Here is a 19,309-nt window from a genome sequence, read left to right as displayed (position 1 = left end):
TTTTTTGGCTTTTTCTAATTCAGAATCTTTGCTATCATCAATCATTTTCTTTTGCATATTAGCTTCAGTAATAGCATCTTCTAAATCCTTTGCAGCTCGGTCATATTGATCCTTTGTAGTTTTATCATTAATTAAATTGGTGTTTCTTTGAATAGTTCCATCTATTTTTTTCTTAACTTCTTCATATTTTGAATCAACTAATATAGAAGACAATTTCATAGCTTGCTGCAACTTTGCATTATATCTATTTTTAGAATTTTCCTTTTCTTTAATATCTGGGACTGGTTCAAAATTTTGTATGATTGCTTCATATGAACTAACTAATTGCGAAATAGCATTTTCAAAATTAGTATCATCCATGTTTTGCCCAATAAGAACCTTATTAGCTTCTTCGATAGCTTGTTTAATAGCAACCTTTTGTTCTTCACTAAGTCTTTTATTAGTTACCAATTCTTCTTGAATTTCTTTAATCTTTTTAATCAGAGCGTTTCTTGGTTTTTGTTTAATAGTTGTAGAAATAGAAATTCCTACTGATGCAATAATAGCACCCACATTAAGGGTACATAATGTTATTAATAATTTACTAGATTTTCGCATTCTTTAATACCTTTATGAAAGTTTAAGTTGTAATTTAATTATATATATTATATATTGTAGTACAGAGTGAAAATAATCATTATTTTCTAACTTGTTTTGGAATTTTTTTTAAAGAAAATTTAGGGTTTTCTTTAGGTTTAATGTAAAAATCTAATTTATAGTTATTTTTATAGTTTTTTATATTGGCTAATATATTTTAAATATCTACTAGCAGTTAAACTAACGCCAATAACTTATTTGAGTCCTTAAAAAAATAAATAAAATACAGATTTCTCTGTATTTATAGTTTTTTATTTTGTTCTGCCAATTTCTTTTTTAAAACAACTTCTTCAATAATAGTATATTTCTTTTCATTTGTTTTTTTAAACTTGATTTCTGTGTCAATTGGTTTAACGTCAATATTATTGACAATCAATGAAAGCAAATTATCTCTAAATTCAACAATCCCACGATCGATGTAAAAAATCCGGTTATTATTATCTTGATCTTTAATAATTATTTGTGAGGGAACTAATGCCGCTAAAAATGGAACAGCATCTTTCATTAGACCAATTTGCCCCTCAGTAGTGGTAAATGTTACGATACTACCTTTACCTTGATAATATACACAATTTGGCGTTGTTATAACTATTTCAATGAATTTATCATTCATAACTATTTGTCAAATACATATCCAAGGTTTTTAGCTTTTTCAATAACATCTTCAATAGTACCAACATATAAAAATGCTTCTTCTGGTAGATCATCATATTTTCCGCTTAAAATTTCTTTAAATGATCTAATGGTATCTTGTAATTTAATGTATCTACCCTTTATACCACTAAATTTTTCAGCAACAAAAAATGGTTGGGACAGGAAACTTCTTATTCTACGTGCTCTAGCAACAACCTTCTTGTCTTCCTCTGATAATTCATGCATACCCAATATTGCAATAATATCTTGTAATTCCTTAAATCTTTGCAAAATATTTTGTACTTCTCTCGCAGTATTGTAATGATCCAAACCAACGATATTAGGATCCATCATACGGGAATTAGAACCCAATGGGTCAATAGCAGGATAAATACCTAATGCTGCAATATCACGATCTAAAACAGTTTTCGCATCTAGATGAGTAAATGTGGTCGCAGGAGCAGGGTCAGTAAGGTCATCAGCAGGAACATAAACTGCTTGAACAGATGTTATTGATCCCTTATTTGTAGAAGTAATTCTTTCTTGCAATTGCCCCATTTCGACTGCTAATGTTGGTTGATACCCAACGGCAGAAGGCATTCTACCTAGCAATGCCGAAACTTCTGAACCTGCTTGGGTAAATCTAAAGATATTATCAATGAATAAAAGCACATCTTGGCCCATTTGATCACGGAAATACTCGGCCATAGTTAGTGCAGTAAATGGCGCTCTCATTCTAGCGCCTGGAGGCTCATTCATTTGTCCAAATACTAATGCAGTTTTATCTAAAACACCACTTGCCTTCATTTCGTGGTATAAGTCATTACCCTCTCTTGTTCTTTCACCAACACCAGCAAATACTGATAAACCACCATGTTGTTTTGCAATATTATTAATCAATTCTTGTATTAAAACAGTTTTGCCGACACCGGCCCCACCAAAAAGACCAATTTTTCCACCTTTAATGTATGGTATTAATAGGTCAATAACCTTAATACCAGTTTCAAATATTTCTAAAGTGGATTTTTGTTCTTCAAAACTAGGTGCGCTTCTATGGATAGGCATTTGTTGCTCAAAATCGCCTCCTAGCAAGTCAATAGGTTGACCTAAAACATTAAACATTCTTGAAAGAATTTCCTTACCAACAGGTGCAGTAATTGGTCTTTTAAGGTCCAATACCTTCATGCCACGTCTTAAACCAATGGTTAAACTCATGGCTATTGTTCTTACAGTGTCATTACCAATATGTTGAGCAACCTCAAGAATTTGTTTGTTGTTAGGGTTTTTTTCATCAATAACTTCCAAGGCGTTAAGCATTTTAGGTGCAGTGCCTTCCTTAAATCTGACATCAATAACAGCACCAAGAATTTGGGTAATAACACCATAATTTAATTCATTATTTTTTTTATTAGTCATTTTCTTTATCCTTTCTTTAAGATCCGACACCATTAACAATTTCAGTCAATTCTTGTGTTATCTTTGATTGACGCGAACTATTATATTCAATTTTTAATTCATCAATAAGGTCCTCGGCATTATCAGAAGCCTGTTCCATTGCTGTTCTTCTTTGACTAGTTTCTGCCAATTTTGCATTAGTTAAAGCATGAAAAATAGATGCTTCAAAGAATATTCTAAATGAGTTAATTAAAATGGTTTCAGGGTTGGGCTCAAAAACAATCTCCCTGATCCCTTTATCTTGGTGAAAACTTTGGTTATTTTTTTCGATTTTGCCAATCGTGTTTGCTGAAATTGGAAAAATTTCTTGAACGACAGGATCGGCCTTTAATGGGTTTTCATAATTGGTATAAATTAATTTAACTGAATTTAAAAGTGATATTTCTAAAACATCATAAATCTTATTTGAAATCACTTGAGCTATTTCATATGTTGGATTATCACCGATTTGTGTTAAGGTTTGAATAATGTGATATTTTTTATTTTTTTCAATTAGGCTTAACAATTTAGAGCCAATAACAATCAAAATATCTTCACCTGTAACAACTTCATTTATCATTTTATACATTTCGGAATTGAATGATCCACATAGACCTAAATCACTCCCAAAAATAATATATAAATTACGACGATTGCTAAATTTTCATGCATGCTTATTTAATAATTTGTCAATATCCTGCGTTGAATTTTTTACAAGATTAATAAAAATAGCTTCAACATTTTTAAAGTAAGATTTAACCTCACTAATTTTGTTTTTAATTTTTGAAAACTTAGCAGTGGCTACAAGTTCCATAGCCTTCGTTATTTTTTTGGTAGAATTAATTGAATTAATACGTTGCTTTATTTTTTGCAAGCTTTCCATGGTAATTCAGGGATAGGCATAAAGTTTTCAGGATTATATAGGGGAATAGTCTTTATAAACAGGTCATTAAATAAAATGATTTGATTATAAATTTCTTCAATTAATTCATTAGTTCAATCATTAGATTCATCGATCTTTCTCATGATTTTTATTGCTTTAGGTTCTGTTGCAAAATAAGTCAGAATTTCTTGACGATATTTAATAATGTTGTTTTTAGGGATTACATTAATTAAGCGATACTTAGCAAGGAACAATAAGATAATTTGTTGACCAGGAGAATATGGTGAAAATTGTGACTGTTTCAACAACTCATAGACCTTAGCACCATGTTCCAAAATAATTCTTGTATTTTGGTCTAAATCAGAACCAAATTGTGCAAATGCTTGCATTTCATTATATTGAGCTAATTCTAGCTTTAAACTTGACACCACCTTTTTAGTCATTTTGGTTTGCGCGGCTGAACCAACTCTACTTACAGAATAACCAATATCAATTGCAGGTCTTTGTCCAGAATTAAATAAAGATTCTTTGGTAAAAATCTGACCATCAGTAATTGAAATAACATTAGTTGGAATATATGCTGAAATATCTTCAGCTTGTGTTTCGATAATTGGCAAGGCAGTTATTGAACCGCCACCATAATCGTTATTTAGTTTTGCAGATCTTTCTAGTAATTGCGAATGTAGATAAAAGACGTCACCAGGATATGCTTCACGGCCGGGAGGTCTTCTCAATAATAAAGATAATGTTCGATAGGCAACGGCATGTTTTGATAAGTCGTCATAAACTATTAAAACACTTTTACCTCTTGCCATTCATTCCTCAGCAATAGTTACACCAGTATAGGGTGCTATATATTGCAATGGCGCACTTTCAGAAGCTGATGCTGCAATGATAGTTGTGTATTTCATTGCATCATTCTTTTCAAGCTGATCAACAATTTGGGTAATTGTTGAATTTTTTTGGCCGATAGCCACATAGATACAATAAACATCTTTGCCTTTTTGGTTTAATATCGCATCAATGGCAATGGCTGTTTTTCCTGTTTGTCTATCGCCAATAATTAGTTCACGTTGTCCTTTTCCAATAGGAATTAAAGCATCAATTGCCAAAATACCAGTATGTAAGGGTTCTGAAACTTCCTTACGTGTCATAACACCAGGCGCAATTTTGAAAATTGGTCTCTTTATTTCGCTATTAATTTTACCCTTACCATCAATTGGTAATGCTAGGGCATTAATAACACGGCCCAATAAAGCGTCACCCACTTGAACCGAGATAACGTTGTGTGTTCTCTTGACATGTGAATTTTCCACAATATTACGATCATCGCCAGTAACAACAACACCAACCAACTCTTCTTCAAGATTTAAGGCCATACCAACAATACCGCAATCAAATATTACTAATTCACCATATTCAACATTAGTTAAACCACTAACTAGAGCAATACCGTCACCAACAGTAATAACTCTACCTACTTCATCATAACTAACAGTTTCGTTGAAATCTTTAATTTGATTTTTAATGATAGCTGATAAATCACTGGGTTTTAAAGCCATATCTTTCCTTTCATTATTCTAATGATTTTATCTTGTTTAATTTTCCCAAAACAGAGTTATCAATCAAGTACTCGTCTACTTTTATTCTTATTCCACCGATTAAATCAGGGTCTATATGATTAGTTAAAGTAACTTTTGCATTTAGATCAGATGAAATCTTTTTTTCAAGGTTTTTCATCTTATCAGTACTTAATGGTTTAACTGAATATACATAACCATACTTAATATTTAATTTTTCATTTGCTAATTCAATAAAGCGATGAAATATAATATCCATATATTTAACAATATGTTTTCTGGTTGCTAATTTAATAATATTTAATATATATGGATGGTATGAATCAAAAGCCTCACTAATTAACATAAACTTTTTTTCTTCCGTTATATCAAAAGAATTTAAGATTTTTAAATAATCTTTATTTTGTTTCAAAACCTTAATAATGTCAGCAGTCTGATTAGTAATTTCCTGAAGTTGATCAGACCCATTAGCTAAATCATATAAGGCAAATGATCAATTATTAATTACTTCATTTAATTCAGTCATATCTATTTCTTAATAACCTCATTAATCATTTTGACATTATCAGCATCTTTTATTTCACGGCCAATAATTTTTTTAGCAATTTCAACAGCATTTTCCATAATAATTTTCTTTTGCTCTTTACTGAATTCAACACGCTTTTTATTAATCAAAATTTCTGCTTGTTCTAACATCATTTCAGCTTTTTTCTTCGCAATAGCTGAACCACTATTTACAATTCTTTCACTTTCAGCTTTTGCATTATTGATAATAGTTCTTGCCTGATTAGTAGCCTCAATTATTTTTAAATCATGTTCTTCTTGTATTTTTAGTGCTTCATCTTTTGCTTTGATTGAAGCATCAATATTACTTTGAATTAATTCTTGACGCTTTTTAACCATTTTCTTAATTGGTTTATATACCAAAAAAGTAATAATAATGGTTATTAGCATTAACACAATTAAAGAAAAAACAAATAGAGGCCAATTAAATGTTAAGCCAGAGAAGGTTTTTTCTAATTCTTCACTAACTCCCCCTTTACCTTCAGGGGCTTTCATAAGATAAGTTAATACTCTCATATAAATCAAAAAATAATTTAACTATACAAAGATTAATAATAAAGCAATAACTAAACAATAAATTGATGCAGTTTCAACAATAGCTAAACCTAAAATTAATAAAGTACGAACTTTAGATAAAGCTTCTGGGTTTCTACCAACAGCTTCACAGGCTTTAGCAACGGCCATACCTTGACCAATCGAAACAAATCCAGCTCCAAAGATTGCTAACCCGGCACCTAACATTGTTAAACCGTATGCAAAGGGGTAATTTTGACCGCTAGCATCACCGGCTTTACTTGGGTCAAATCTATTAATAACATCTGAAATTTTATCTAATTTATCAATCATTTTTTTCTCCTATATTTTTAAAAATATTTTAATTACTTTCTTGAATTAATTGTTTATTAGCGATAATTTTACTTTTTCAATCTCTAATTTTTTTCTTATGTTTTTCCTTAACGTCTTCCTCAGCTGCTTGCGCCCAATATGACATTGTCAACACCACAAAAACAAATGCTTGAATAATACCATCAAATAAATCAAAATAAAGATTAAATGCCGGCAATACCACAACACCAAATGGATTGAATGTCGAAGCTTCAGCACTAACATCAAGACCAATAATTTTTGCTCATATATTGTTTAAGAAAATTGTTGCCAATGAAACAAGAACAACTCCCCCAATGATATTTCCATATACCCGGAAAGTCATAGAAACAATTGGTGAGAAATTTGAAGCAAATTCTAATGGATTTAGCAATTTAATAATATGCTTAATTTTGTTATAAGCTATCCCAACACCAGCCGTTCCTAATCAAGACACCACTGTGGCAGCTAAAACCGCAGATAAACTCGAGCCAACCGGAGCAAAACCAACTAATGATAATATGTTTCCAAAGAACATAAACACAAATAATGATATTAAGTATGGATTTGCTTTATCAAACTTCGACTCATGTGTATCACTAAAGAAATTATCTCCGCCGATAATAGCTGTTTCAACTAGGATTAAAGCAGCATTAGGTGCCTTGTCAACTTTTTGTCGTTTTACTGCTACATAAATTAAAACTGACAAAATAAGAACAATAAAAACTAAGGATATTAATGAAAATATTTGATTACTATTAATTTCTGTCGAACCAAATCAATTAATTTTTAGTAATTTATCCATTTAGCTCCTTTCTTTTATTAACCATAGTAACAACGGCCCACACTATTGAAAAAATGGACAATAGAATATAAGGTGCTGTCATTGTGATTGTATTAAATGGAAAAAAAGCAGCATTTAAACCGGGATAGTCTTTGTGAAGGTAAGTATTAATATAAATAAAAATAGCAAATATTGCTCCATTAAAAATATTCAACGCAAAAAATATAAGAACAGAAATAAGCATCCTTATTTTATAATGTTTTTTACCTTGAACATTAATACTATTTTTCACAATTTTTAGGATCACATATACTGATAATAAAAATAATAAAAAACTAACTATACCCACTAAATACCCTAACAATAACGAGTAGTCAAAAAATGACATTGATGAAAATATTAACAACAACGCAACATTTAATGTAGTATAAGTTATTCAAATTTTTTTTCCATGTGTTTTATTCATGCTCAAGTGGTTATTTTTATATTTTAATAACCTAATGTAAAATTATATTACTTTTGAATTTTTTGTTTTTATAAATATATTCACAAAATAATGCCAAAAAATATACATCCTTAAAACCTAAAATCAAATATGAAAAAATAGTTTTTTAGCACTTTAAGTAGTAGAGTGCTAAATTATGTTATAATTAATATATATTTAAATTAAGGAGGTCGAAATATGCATGCATCATGAACACCTGCAGAGGATAACAAAGAAGATAAAGACCCATTATTAAAATATGGCCGCAATCTTACTGAACTGGCTTTGGAAGGAAAACTAGAACCAGTTATAAATCGCGACGAAGAAATAAGATCATTAGTAAGAATCTTATCTCGCAAGACAAAAAATAACCCAGTTTTAATCGGGGAACCAGGCGTTGGAAAAACAGCAATTGTTGAAGGATTAGCTAAAAAAATCATTGATAACCAAGTGCCTGAGAATTTAAAAAATAAAAAAGTATACGAGCTTAATATTTCATCTATTGTTGCAGGAACACAATTTCGAGGTCAATTTGAGGAAAGAATTGAAGCTATTTTAAAAAGAATTAAAGATTCTAATGGCGAAATTATTCTTTTTATTGATGAAATTCATATGATCGTCGGAGCTGGTGGAACAGGTGATAGTAGTATGGATATAGGTAACATGTTAAAACCAATGATGGCAAGAGGACAATTACACCTAATTGGCGCTACCACTCTCGACGAATACAGAAAACATATTGAAAAAGATTCTGCTCTCGAGAGAAGAATGCAAAAGATTTTTATTAATGAACCAACTATTGAGGACACCATTACCATTTTAAGGGGAATCAAAGAACGACTCGAAACTTTTCATGAGGTAAAAATCAAGGATGAGGCCCTAGTAGCCGCAGCAAACCTATCGGCCAGATATATCCAAGATCGTTTTCTACCTGATAAGGCAATAGACCTAGTAGATGAAGCCTCAGCATCTATTAAAACAGAAATGAAATATATTCCCGAACCAATTGAAAGACTAAATTATGAAATAACTAAACTGGAGATCGAAAAGGCAGCAATAAAAAACTCTGTTGGTAAAGAAAATAACAACAATAATGACCGCATAAAACAAATAAATGAACATCTAACAAAAATCAAGGCAGAGCATAAAAAGCTGTCTAGCCAATGAGAAGAAGAAAAAAATTTAATTGCTAAACTATCCTCACTAAAAGACAATATTGAAGATTTAAAAAGACATCTAAACACATTACAAAATGAAGGCAAATACCTTGAAGCTTCAAAAGTTATGTATGTTTTATTACCAGAACTTGATGATTCGAAAAAAGAAGTTGAAAACAAACTAACCAATTTGCCAAATCGTTTAATAAGAGAAACAATTGATGAGGAAGAAATTGCTGAGGTTGTAAGCAAATGAACTAAAATACCGGTAACAAAATTGCTTGAAAAGCAAAAAAATAAACTTCTTAAATTAAGTGAAAATCTTGCATTAAGGGTTAAGGGGCAAATAAATGCTATCAACCTAGTTTCTGAAGCTATCAAAAGAGCTAAAGCTAATATTAATGATCCTAATCGACCTATTGGTTCATTTCTATTTCTAGGGCCAACAGGTGTAGGAAAGACAGAACTTGCTAAAGCATTAGCACTCAATCTATTTGACAATGAAAACAATATTATTCGTTTAGATATGTCTGAATATATGGAAAAACATAGCATATCAAAACTAATCGGTTCGCCCCCAGGATATATTGGCTATGATGATAATGGCGGCCAATTAACTGAAAAAGTAAGACAAAACCCTTATTCAATAGTTTTATTTGATGAAATCGAAAAAGCCCATGCTGATGTTCTAAATATTCTTTTGCAAATATTGGATGACGGGATACTAAGCGACAATAAAGGTCGAAAAATAAATTTTCGAAACACAATAATTATAATAACCTCAAACATTGGATCAGAACAAATTATGACAAAAATGCCTAGCAAGGATGAAATTATAAAAATCTTGTTAACTAAGTTTAAGCCAGAATTTATTAACCGTATTGATGAAATTGTTCCATTCAATAAATTGAGTAACTCAGTCACAAAAGAAATTGTTGATTTAGAATTAAAAAAACTAGCCAACCGTATTTCGATAAATATTAAATCTGAGTTGCAATACAATCAAGGAGTTATCGAGTATATTGCAGATAAGTCATATAACACAGCTTTTGGTGCTAGAGTTATTAGAAGATTTATTCAAAACAATATCGAAAATAAACTTGCAGATTTTATATTACGCAACTCAATAGAAGAAGATTCGATTATTTATCTATCAATTGTAAACAATGAAATTAAAATAGAAATAGATCATGAAGGTAATTAAAAAAATACAAGGCAATTAGCCTTGTATTTTTATATGGTACATCCTGTGGGGATCGAACCCACGACCCAGGGATTAAGAGTCCCTTGCTCTACCTGCTGAGCTAAGGATGCATTTAAAATAATACCTAATAAATTATAAACAAATATCTTTGATGATATTAAAAAAAATAATTATTTATTGCAAATAAATGTAAGACTTTTCAGGAATACAATAAATTAAACCAATTTTATTAATATTTCGCAAGGCATAAAATACTATGAAATAATTAAAAAAGTCTATTAAAAGATTAAGTTTTAATATAAAAAGCAATATAAATCATGTTTATATAATCCGAGGCCTTCAATATAATATAAAAACCTACAAAATTTAGTAAAATTTTTTAGTTATATACTGATATATTTTAAGGAGTTTACTATGCTAGATGTTTGTGGAATAAGCAAAATCTTTCCAGATAAAAAATTATTTACCAATATCAATCTGAAATTCTTGCCTGGAAATGTGTATGGAATAATTGGAGCTAATGGTGTAGGAAAATCTACTTTTCTAAAAATTTTAAGTGGCGAGATCGAGGCAACTGAGGGTCAAATTATTAAAGAAAAAAATGCTCGTATGAGTGTTTTGAGCCAAAACCAGGATGAATTTAATGATTTTAATGTTACCGATGTTGTAATCATGGGCAATAAGGAACTTTATCAAATAAATATTGAAAAGAATAAAATTTATGAAAACCCTGAAGCTACAATGGAAGATTATGAAAAGGCAAGCCACTTAGAACAACTTTTTGGAGAAATGGGCGGATGAAACGCTGAAAATGATGCCCAAACTCTTCTTTCAAATTTAGGTATTGAACCTGAAAAATGAAATATGCAAATGTCTAATCTTAAAGCAAACGAGAAAGTTAAAGTTTTATTAGCAAAAGCCCTATTTGGAAATCCAGACATCTTGATCATGGATGAACCAACTAATAGATTAGATTTAAAGACTATAAAGTGATTAGAAAACTTCTTAATGGATTATCCAAATATTGTCATTGTTGTTAGTCATGATAGCGACTTTTTAGATGCAATATGTACCCATATCATTGATATCGACTATTCAGAAGCGAAGTTATTTGTTGGTAATTATTCATTTTGAAAGCAATCGAGTCAATTATTAGTTGAAATGCAACAAAAAACCAATCTAAAAAAAGAAGAGCAAGCACAAAAGTTACGTGAATTCATTGCCAGATTTTCTGCCAATGCTTCAAAATCCAAACAAGCAACAAGCCGGAAAAAATTATTAGAAAAAATTGTGATTGATGAACTAAAACCTTCATCAAGAAAGTATCCATATATTAAATTTGAACTAAATAGATTGCCCGGAAAACAAATTTTAAATGTTCATAATTTAACATATAAAAATGAAAATGGAGACACACTATTTGAAAATGTAACTTTTTCCTTAAAACCTGGTGATAAAATGGTTATTGTAGGCAATGATGATATTGCTAAAACCAGATTCCTTGAAATATTAATGAATAGAAGAAAGCCAACTTCCGGGACTGTTGAATGAGGTATAACTATTTCTCCTAACTATTTTCCCTCAAATAATCAAGAATATTTTAATGAATCAGAAAGCATTATTGATTGATTAAGTAAATGACCATTAAATAACACTACACAAGAAACAAAAGATAACAGTGATGCTAGAATGAGAGCATTTCTGGGAAGAATGTTATTTTCTAATGATAGTGTTTTTAAAAACGTCCAAGTAACAAGTGGGGGAGAAAAGGTTAGGTTAATGATGTCTAAATTGATGCTAGAAGAAAGCAACTTTTTAATTTTTGATCAACCTCTTGATCACTTAGATTCGGAGTCAATTGATAGCTTAATTGAAGGTGTTAAAACATATAAGAGCTCATGTATTTTTACAACCTATAATCGTGCTATGATTAAAGAATGTGCGAATGTTATTCTTGAAATAAAACCAAAATCAAGTTTCTTATTTTATGGAAATCTCGACGAATATGAAGAAGCTATGGGATATTAATTAATAAAATCCGGAAATTAGTTTCCGGATTTTTAAATTTAGCTAATTGCTTCAATCTATCTCGAAATAATCATATTTTTTTTCTCTTGACTTCTTTTCTAATACCAAAAACGTTATTTTGTCTTCAAGTTCAAATTTGGTATTTTTTCTTAATGAATGACCTTTTTTTGACTCAATCCAACTTGAAAGTGTTTGATTCTTTTCCTTATCAGTTAATTGATAATCGAGATATTCATAAAGCTCCAATTGTTTTCATAGAACCTTCATTAAGACAGAACCCTTAGCTTCGCATCTTTCAAGACTAATTTCGTAGATTTGTTCATCATTGTCATATTCGTCATATATTTCGCCAACAACTTCTTCAAGAATATCCTCGATAGTAATAATACCTATTGGTTTATCATCACTGTTAGTTTCGGTAACGAAGGCCATTTGCGCGCGCGATTGTCTCAACTTTTCAAGTGCTGATGATAAGATTGAGTTAGCAGAAACCTTAGGAACAGTTTTAATATAATTTAAAATATTTCCTTTTTTAAGAAAAAATATATCCTTAAGCAACAATATGCCAATTAAATTACCATCTTTTTCAACTGGTATTCGTGAATAATTAGTTTCTCTAAACATTTTTAGTGCTTCTTGCATAGTAGCCTTAGAACTGATGAAATCCACATTTTTCATTTTAATATAATGCTGTGAAACCTTAGTTGAATCAAGATCTAAGACATTTTGGGCCATTGCAGATTCTTTAAATTCCAAAACACCCTCATCATGTGCGATATTTAATAAGTTTTTAACATCTTCCTCAGTATTGGTAATATAAATCTTCTTTCAAATTTTAGAAATAGGATATGTTATGGGAATAAATATTCAATATAACATTTCAATAAACCAATAAAATGATTTAACGGTTTTTTCTGGATAGCGCTTTGCAACCAATTTTGGCAATATTTCAGCAAATAAAACAATAATTGGTGTCATTACAATTGTTGAAATAATTGATGCCAAGCCTGCCTTAGGAGCTCCAAAGGCTTGTGTTAAAAGATAAACTAATAATGTTGAAGAACCAATATTTACCAGATTATTAGCAATCAAAATGGTTCCAAGTGTTCTATTAAAGAAATTATGCTGTTTTAGAATTATTTTATATCTTTTTTGATTCTTTTCAATCATTGTCTCGATTTTGGCCTTGGTTAAAGAAGTATATGCTGTTTCAGTTGCGGAAAAAATTCCAGAACAAACGAGCAATATGGCTAGTAAAATTATTAATAAAGCGTAATGTCAAGGTTCGAGGTCCATCTAAATGTCTCCATACAAAAATTTAAAATATAACTATCATTAGTATTATATAATAGCAAAAATAATTATTATTTATATTTAAATATTTTATAATGTTATATTATGTTTAAATTTGAAGATGTTAGTATAGTGCAATTACCTAAAAAAATATTACGAGAAAAATCAAAAGATGTAGAAATTCCCTTATCACAGGAAAATATTGATTTGATTGAAAAAATGATTTTTCATGTCAGCGATAGTCAAAAACAAAATACAAAATTTAGACCAGCTGTCGGTGTCGCAGCTATTCAATATGGAATACCAAAAAACATATTTTATATTCTGATAGTTGATAATAATAACAATGTGATTTTTAATGATGCCATAATAAACCCAAAACTTATTGGTCACTCAGAGCATAAAATTGCCTTATCAGAAGGCGAAGGATGCCTAAGTGTTAGCGAAGATTGACCAAATCAGGAAGGCTTAGTCCCTAGATATGCAAGAGTTATTTTTGATGGATATTCATATATGGAAAAGAAATACAAAAGATTTGAAGCAAGTGGTTATAGTGCAATCGTATTTCAGCATGAATTTGACCATTTACAAGGTGGATTATTTATAGATAGAATAAATAAAAAGAGTCCATGAGCAAAAGACAAAGATTTGCAAGTTTTGTAATAGAAAAATAGGTTAGATAATAACCTATTTTTCTTATTAACCTTTTTCAAAAAATAATGGAACATCAAACTCTATTTCCTTTTGGTTATTGCCATAGTTAGGTTCGATATAAATGCCATATTGAGAATGGTATCTACCTAGTTTCTCTTTATTTGTAGATAAGGTAATAATTCTACCCTTAAATTTTATTCGTGTTGATGTTTTTCAATCTTCATTATCAAAACCCTCAATTTTTATTGGAGATGTAAATAAAATAGGGGAATAAAAATTATTAGTTTCTGTTACAAAGTTAGATACAACCGTCATTTGTTCAATGCCGTTATTTATCTTGTGTGGTTCACCAAAAGCCCAAGAATAATCAATTAATTTTGATGAGTCATTTTTAATAGAAGAAAATTTATCATTAAAGTCTTGTATAAATTTTCTAAATTCCGCTTTATATCTATTAATTTTTTCATTAGAAAATTTATCTTTTACATCAATAGGTAAAAGCAACTTATAAGCGACCTTATTCCTAATTGATTCAATAAATTTACTATCAAATTGGTCTTGTTTTTTCTTTATTGTTTCTTCATTGAATTGCTTTGTTTTTAATGTTGTATAAATAGGAAAATTTCTAATAACAAATTCAGTATTTGTCCCTTCTTGATGTTTAAAAACAAGATCAACAAACAATGTATTTTTAGATAATGTATCAATTACAAAATTTTCAAATTCAATTTTCCATTTAACATTAGAATTTTTATTTTCAAAAATTGCATATTCACTTATTTCTTTTTGAACATTTTTTTTAAACAAAAGACTAATATTATCAGAATCACTATTATTAATAATTTTAGCCATGACACTTTCTGGAGTGCCATCAATTTTTATATCGTTGTTTATTTTTATATTAACATCTTTGTTTTTATTATTATTTGAATTAAATGAGTATTTTTTAACACTATTAAACCAATAAATAAGTGCTTTTTTAGGTTTTGTAAGTTGTATACTAACTGTTGCAATAATAACAGAAGAAAGCAAACCACCTGAAAGTGATCAAAATAATATTTTTCTTATCTTCTTTGCTTTCGTTAGACGTTGAGCAACTTTTTTATGTTTCAATTGGTCTTCAAAACTAACATCCTTGTCAATCGAATCAACCCAATCAAATTCCAAATCTTTGTTATCTTTTTTCATTAATCCCCAAATTCAAATTCCGTTGTTTTTTCATCAGTATCAACTAAACCAAACTCATCAATTATATTATCCGGTGTATTCTCTATCTTTTTAAAATCAACCTGTTTTTCCTGATCTGCTCTAACATTAGTTTCTTTTAATTCTTCAAATTCAAAATCATTTTCTTCAACACTAGATAATCCTAATAATTCAGTATTATCAAACTCATCTGTCTCATTGTTTATCTTGTTGGAATTTATTTTAAAATCATTAATTTCAGTTTTTGAGATAGTTTCATCATTTTCTTGATCAATTATATAGGTATCATCTTCCGAAAAATCAGATGATAAATTATTTAATGAAACTTCACTATCTTCGAATTCTTCATGTGTATTTTCATTTAAATTCATAATAACATCGGAAGAATAATCTTCATTATCCTGAGCAACTTCCAAATCATCTTGCTTAAATTGTTCTACCTTAAAATCATCAGTAAGAGAGTCAATATCATCTGTCTCATCTGGATGAATTTCCAAATAATTATTTTGTTCTTCGAATTCATCAATTTCAACCGCTATTTGATTATGATTATCCATTTCTGCGACATAAAAATCATCGACGTCATCAATATGATCATTGTTTTTTGCCGTTTCATCACCTGTTTTTATATTATTTTCTTTCAAGCTAACAATATTATTATCTTTTAGTTTAGTTTCTATATTCATATCTTCTTCTCCAGATTGAGGAATAAAATTAACTTCTTTATATTCTTTTAATTCATACATATTATTTTTTTGTAATTCTATAATAGCTTGATTTTCTACTTGTTGTTGTGATATCAATGCTTCTAAATATGCAAATATCTTATTTTTAATAATTGGCCATTCAATTTCGGAAATAGTAATAATTGGATATTCCTTAGATTCAAGAAACTTAATATTGTCTCTAAAAATAAGATATTTACGATAATCATTCTTATATAAAAAATTATCTAAAATAAATCCTTGAATAAGCTTGTTGTTAAGCTTATTAATTAAAACAATATCGATGGTTTTAGTTCCAACAGAGTAATCTGTCTGAAATTGAAGGTTTTTGTCATCAATAAAATTGCGAAGTTCATCTAGTACATCAACCTTGAATTTAATGTCTTCGGGCAATGAAATAATTTTAGTAGCCAAAAAATCTTCAACCTCATCTAAATAATTTTTTTGCTCATCAATTGATAAGTCAAGAAATTTTAATCATTCCTTAAATACTATCATGTCAGCTGTTGATCGATCTGTAATTTCAATATCATCGGCATAAATCGATTTAACAACAAAGACCTTTTCTTTAGCGCGTGATATTGCCACATTAAGAGCATTTTTTCCGCCTTTTCTTGCAACGTATGTGTTATATAAAGCAGTATTTTTATCATACACAACTGACATAATAACCAAATCAGCTTCATCGCCTTGGATATTTTCAATATTTTTCAAAACAACTTTTTCACTATTTAGAGCATCTTCTAATTCTGGATCATTTCCGAATATTCTATTAAATAGATATTCTTGTTGTTTAACATTAAAAACTAAAATGATTATTTTGTTATATTTTTCAAGATTTTGCTTGCATAATTCAATAACCTTTTCACCCTCAGCAACATTCATGCTATTATCCCAAGTTCCATCAACTTGAAAAACCTCAATTGCTTTTTCATTAGAAACCGATAGTTCATAGTTATCAATAACATCAAGTTTTGATTCATAAAAATGCTTTGATGAAAAAGTCATTAATGTCGCCTTTTTAGAACGGTAATTTTTATCTAATAGCAGCGAATAAACACCTCTTGCCCTAGCATAATCTAGCAACGATTCAATATTGCCAAAGTCATCTTCTTCATCAAAACTATATGTCGCAGAGAATCATCTTGTGGGTTGCATTTGTTGGCTATCACCGGCAAGAATTTTTCGCTTTGCTAAATATAAAATTGGAATGCCCTTTTCAATAAACATTTGCGATGATTCATCAAGAATAGCAAAATCAAACTCCTGTTTAGATCACATCGACAAATCAAGTTCAGGAGTAGTGATAATTATTGGAAATAATATCTTAATCATCTCCTTATGTTTGTGAAAAAACTTGTAAGGCTTTAAATGGCCAGTTCTTATAGCCATAGCAAAGGAAGTATATTGCATTTTTTGCTCATCACTAAAATTGGTCATCCGATCAAATGTTTTTTCAAGAAGCATCTTAACAATATTTTTATCATCATTTAAATAATTGGTTTTTTTGTTGAGAATTTTTTTATATTGTTTTTCAAAGTTAGTAATTTCTTCAAATGAAACAAGATTTACATATTTAAGCGCCTCATCAATATCAATAGTCATTAAACTTTGATCATTCGATATTATTTCCGCCATGTTTTTAATTATTTTAGGAATAATACTAAAAATAGTGCATTTCTTATTAAAATTTTTTTCATATAGTTTTTTTACAATTAGCTTCTTATCACTAAATTCGCAACATTGATTATATTTAAGATTATGATCCATTTTTTTAAGGTTTTCATATGTTTGCACACTAAAATTACCATTCATTACCGCGCTATAAAAATTAATGATATTATCTATATTTTTAGTTTGCTTAATTAAATTTACATTATCAACATAACTTTCATCTTCATCGCTAAAAACACTAAGACCTTCTTCAGCATTTGAATTTTCATAATTTTCTAACAAATGAATAAATTCACGCAATGGCTTGTAAAAATTCTCGGGTCTCAGATTTTTATCATTTAATGCAAATAAGCAAAAAATAGAAAGCTTTTTTAGCCTGCTACGTAAAACGTCTAATGCCGCTTTCTTTTGGCTTACAACTAAGGCGGTGTAGCCTCTTGTCATAATATTAGTTATTAAATTAGAAATAGTTTGTGATTTCCCTGTCCCAGGAGGACCTCAAATAATTGTATCCTGATATAGTGACGAGATTGTTGCAACATCCTGAGAAAAATTAGTTTCTTGAATTTTAAAAAGCTTAAACTTGTTATCAAAAATTACTCTATTAACCTTTTCACGATATAAATTCTTATTAAAATTTGGATTTAAAATCTCATCGAACTCATCATTTTCAATAATTTTTTTCATTTGATTTCACAAATATCCCGACGAAACATTATAAAAACCAAGAACTATTCCGGGATAAAATTCTATTGAGCTATTTTCAATATTTTCAATTGTTAAATTTTTAATACCTTCTTTCAAAGTTAAGGGCATATTGAAGAGTGGTTTTCAAGCATTTTTAAAACTTTCAAATACTTCACGAATTGATAGGTTATTAAAATCAAATGAGTCAACATTGAGTGAAAAGCCTTCTTGATTCAGGAACGTGACTAGCTTGCTATTTACTCTTATGTCAGAACTAGAACTTAAGGTGACCAATGAATTTTTAACTTCAACTAATATCTCTTTAAAAAATAATGGAGCATAAATTGTTTTATTTTCTGTTTTTATTGATATATAGAAAAAGCCTATATGCAAAGGCCAAATATTGGTTTCAATATTGATATTTTGCGCTTTATTTAAAATTTTCTTTCACTTAACAACTGATTTTTGAAACTCCGTTTCCTGACTAGCAACAATAATGGCTTTTGCTTTTTCAAAATTTGTACCAAGCATCTTAAATAAATTTTCTGGAATTCGTTTATTATAGTCTTCAAAAATAGCAATTACTTCATTCTTATTTTTAGCTTCATAAACCTTTGTTGCAATCATCCGATTTGCAATATCAGAAATCGTGCAATTTATATTAAAGTTATTGTATATATGATCAAAAGTTTCTTCACCGAAATTTTTTAACACATCAAAATATTTTTCGTTATCAATTGAACTGTACAATGAAGAATCAAAGGTATCAATATTTAGCAGATTAGCCATTAACATTTGATATTTGGTATTGTTATTCAT

16 protein-coding genes and 1 tRNA gene are annotated in these 19,309 nt (G+C 29.2%); 3 read left to right on the top strand and 14 right to left on the bottom strand.

Annotation, left to right across the window (positions count from 1 at the left end):
* From ACWXVM_RS02745 to ACWXVM_RS02700, 10 genes are all read right to left on the bottom strand, one after another.
* Window positions 1–597, bottom strand: a 597-nt coding sequence (locus tag ACWXVM_RS02745; RefSeq protein ID WP_455994225.1) for a hypothetical protein, incomplete at its 3' end; no start/stop codon positions are given.
* 280 nt (window positions 598–877) lie between these two features.
* The gene (locus ACWXVM_RS02740; RefSeq protein WP_438340708.1) at window positions 878–1,249 is read right to left on the bottom strand and encodes a hypothetical protein; all 372 of its coding nucleotides are present in this window, start codon (window positions 1,247–1,249) and stop codon (window positions 878–880) included.
* 2 nt (window positions 1,250–1,251) lie between these two features.
* Complete coding sequence (gene atpD / locus ACWXVM_RS02735) at window positions 1,252–2,718, bottom strand: F0F1 ATP synthase subunit beta (protein ID WP_438340707.1); 1,467 nt, start codon at window positions 2,716–2,718, stop codon at window positions 1,252–1,254.
* Window positions 2,702–3,586, bottom strand: coding sequence for an ATP synthase F1 subunit gamma (gene atpG, locus ACWXVM_RS02730; protein ID WP_444705052.1), 885 nt, complete (start codon window positions 3,584–3,586; stop codon window positions 2,702–2,704). The genes atpD and atpG overlap by 17 nt, the downstream gene beginning before the upstream one ends.
* Window positions 3,565–5,148, bottom strand: coding sequence for a F0F1 ATP synthase subunit alpha (atpA, locus tag ACWXVM_RS02725; protein ID WP_438340705.1), 1,584 nt, complete (start codon window positions 5,146–5,148; stop codon window positions 3,565–3,567). Before atpA ends, atpG begins: the two co-directional genes overlap by 22 nt.
* Before the next feature lie 13 nt (window positions 5,149–5,161).
* A complete protein-coding gene (locus tag ACWXVM_RS02720; protein ID WP_438340704.1) occupies window positions 5,162–5,692 on the bottom strand; it encodes a F0F1 ATP synthase subunit delta in 531 nt (176 codons plus the stop codon).
* Between the two features lie 2 nt (window positions 5,693–5,694).
* Window positions 5,695–6,225 carry a F0F1 ATP synthase subunit B family protein gene (locus ACWXVM_RS02715; RefSeq protein WP_438340703.1) on the bottom strand — a complete coding sequence of 177 codons (531 nt, stop codon included), beginning with the start codon at window positions 6,223–6,225 and terminating at the stop codon, window positions 5,695–5,697.
* Window positions 6,226–6,267: 42 nt separating this feature from the next.
* A complete protein-coding gene (gene atpE / locus ACWXVM_RS02710; protein WP_438340702.1) occupies window positions 6,268–6,576 on the bottom strand; it encodes an ATP synthase F0 subunit C in 309 nt (102 codons plus the stop codon).
* 28 nt (window positions 6,577–6,604) lie between these two features.
* Window positions 6,605–7,399 (bottom strand): F0F1 ATP synthase subunit A, encoded by a 795-nt coding sequence (locus tag ACWXVM_RS02705; protein ID WP_438340701.1) that lies wholly within the window; start codon window positions 7,397–7,399, stop codon window positions 6,605–6,607.
* Window positions 7,392–7,844, bottom strand: a complete 453-nt coding sequence (locus tag ACWXVM_RS02700; protein WP_438340700.1) for a hypothetical protein — start codon at window positions 7,842–7,844, stop codon at window positions 7,392–7,394. Before ACWXVM_RS02700 ends, ACWXVM_RS02705 begins: the two co-directional genes overlap by 8 nt.
* A 216-nt stretch (window positions 7,845–8,060) precedes the next feature.
* On the opposite strand from ACWXVM_RS02700, the gene ACWXVM_RS02695 reads away from it, so the two are divergent.
* Entirely contained in the window at window positions 8,061–10,223 is a 2,163-nt protein-coding gene (locus ACWXVM_RS02695; protein ID WP_455994223.1) for an ATP-dependent Clp protease ATP-binding subunit, read from the top strand.
* Window positions 10,224–10,257: 34 nt separating this feature from the next.
* Here ACWXVM_RS02695 and ACWXVM_RS02690 read toward each other — a convergent pair.
* Window positions 10,258–10,333 (bottom strand) — tRNA-Lys (locus tag ACWXVM_RS02690).
* Window positions 10,334–10,637: 304 nt separating this feature from the next.
* Between ACWXVM_RS02690 and ACWXVM_RS02685 the strand changes: the two genes are divergently transcribed.
* Window positions 10,638–12,251 carry an ABC-F family ATP-binding cassette domain-containing protein gene (locus ACWXVM_RS02685; protein WP_455994221.1) on the top strand — a complete coding sequence of 538 codons (1,614 nt, stop codon included), beginning with the start codon at window positions 10,638–10,640 and terminating at the stop codon, window positions 12,249–12,251.
* Between the two features lie 42 nt (window positions 12,252–12,293).
* Here ACWXVM_RS02685 and ACWXVM_RS02680 read toward each other — a convergent pair whose 3' ends face one another.
* The gene (locus ACWXVM_RS02680) at window positions 12,294–13,547 is read right to left on the bottom strand and encodes a hemolysin family protein (RefSeq protein WP_455994219.1); all 1,254 of its coding nucleotides are present in this window, start codon (window positions 13,545–13,547) and stop codon (window positions 12,294–12,296) included.
* Window positions 13,548–13,649: 102 nt separating this feature from the next.
* On the opposite strand from ACWXVM_RS02680, the gene def reads away from it, so the two are divergent.
* A complete protein-coding gene (gene def / locus ACWXVM_RS02675; RefSeq protein ID WP_438340696.1) occupies window positions 13,650–14,207 on the top strand; it encodes a peptide deformylase in 558 nt (185 codons plus the stop codon).
* A 36-nt stretch (window positions 14,208–14,243) separates the two neighbouring features.
* Here def and ACWXVM_RS02670 read toward each other — a convergent pair whose 3' ends face one another.
* Window positions 14,244–15,386, bottom strand: coding sequence for a hypothetical protein (locus ACWXVM_RS02670; protein WP_455994217.1), 1,143 nt, complete (start codon window positions 15,384–15,386; stop codon window positions 14,244–14,246).
* The gene (locus ACWXVM_RS02665) at window positions 15,386–19,309 is read right to left on the bottom strand and encodes an AAA domain-containing protein (RefSeq protein WP_455994215.1); all 3,924 of its coding nucleotides are present in this window, start codon (window positions 19,307–19,309) and stop codon (window positions 15,386–15,388) included. The genes ACWXVM_RS02670 and ACWXVM_RS02665 overlap by 1 nt, the downstream gene beginning before the upstream one ends.

This window comes from Mycoplasma sp. 2261 (assembly GCF_053851575.1).
Note: the sequence above shows the minus strand (reverse complement) of the source record. Positions and strands in the feature narration are given on the sequence as shown.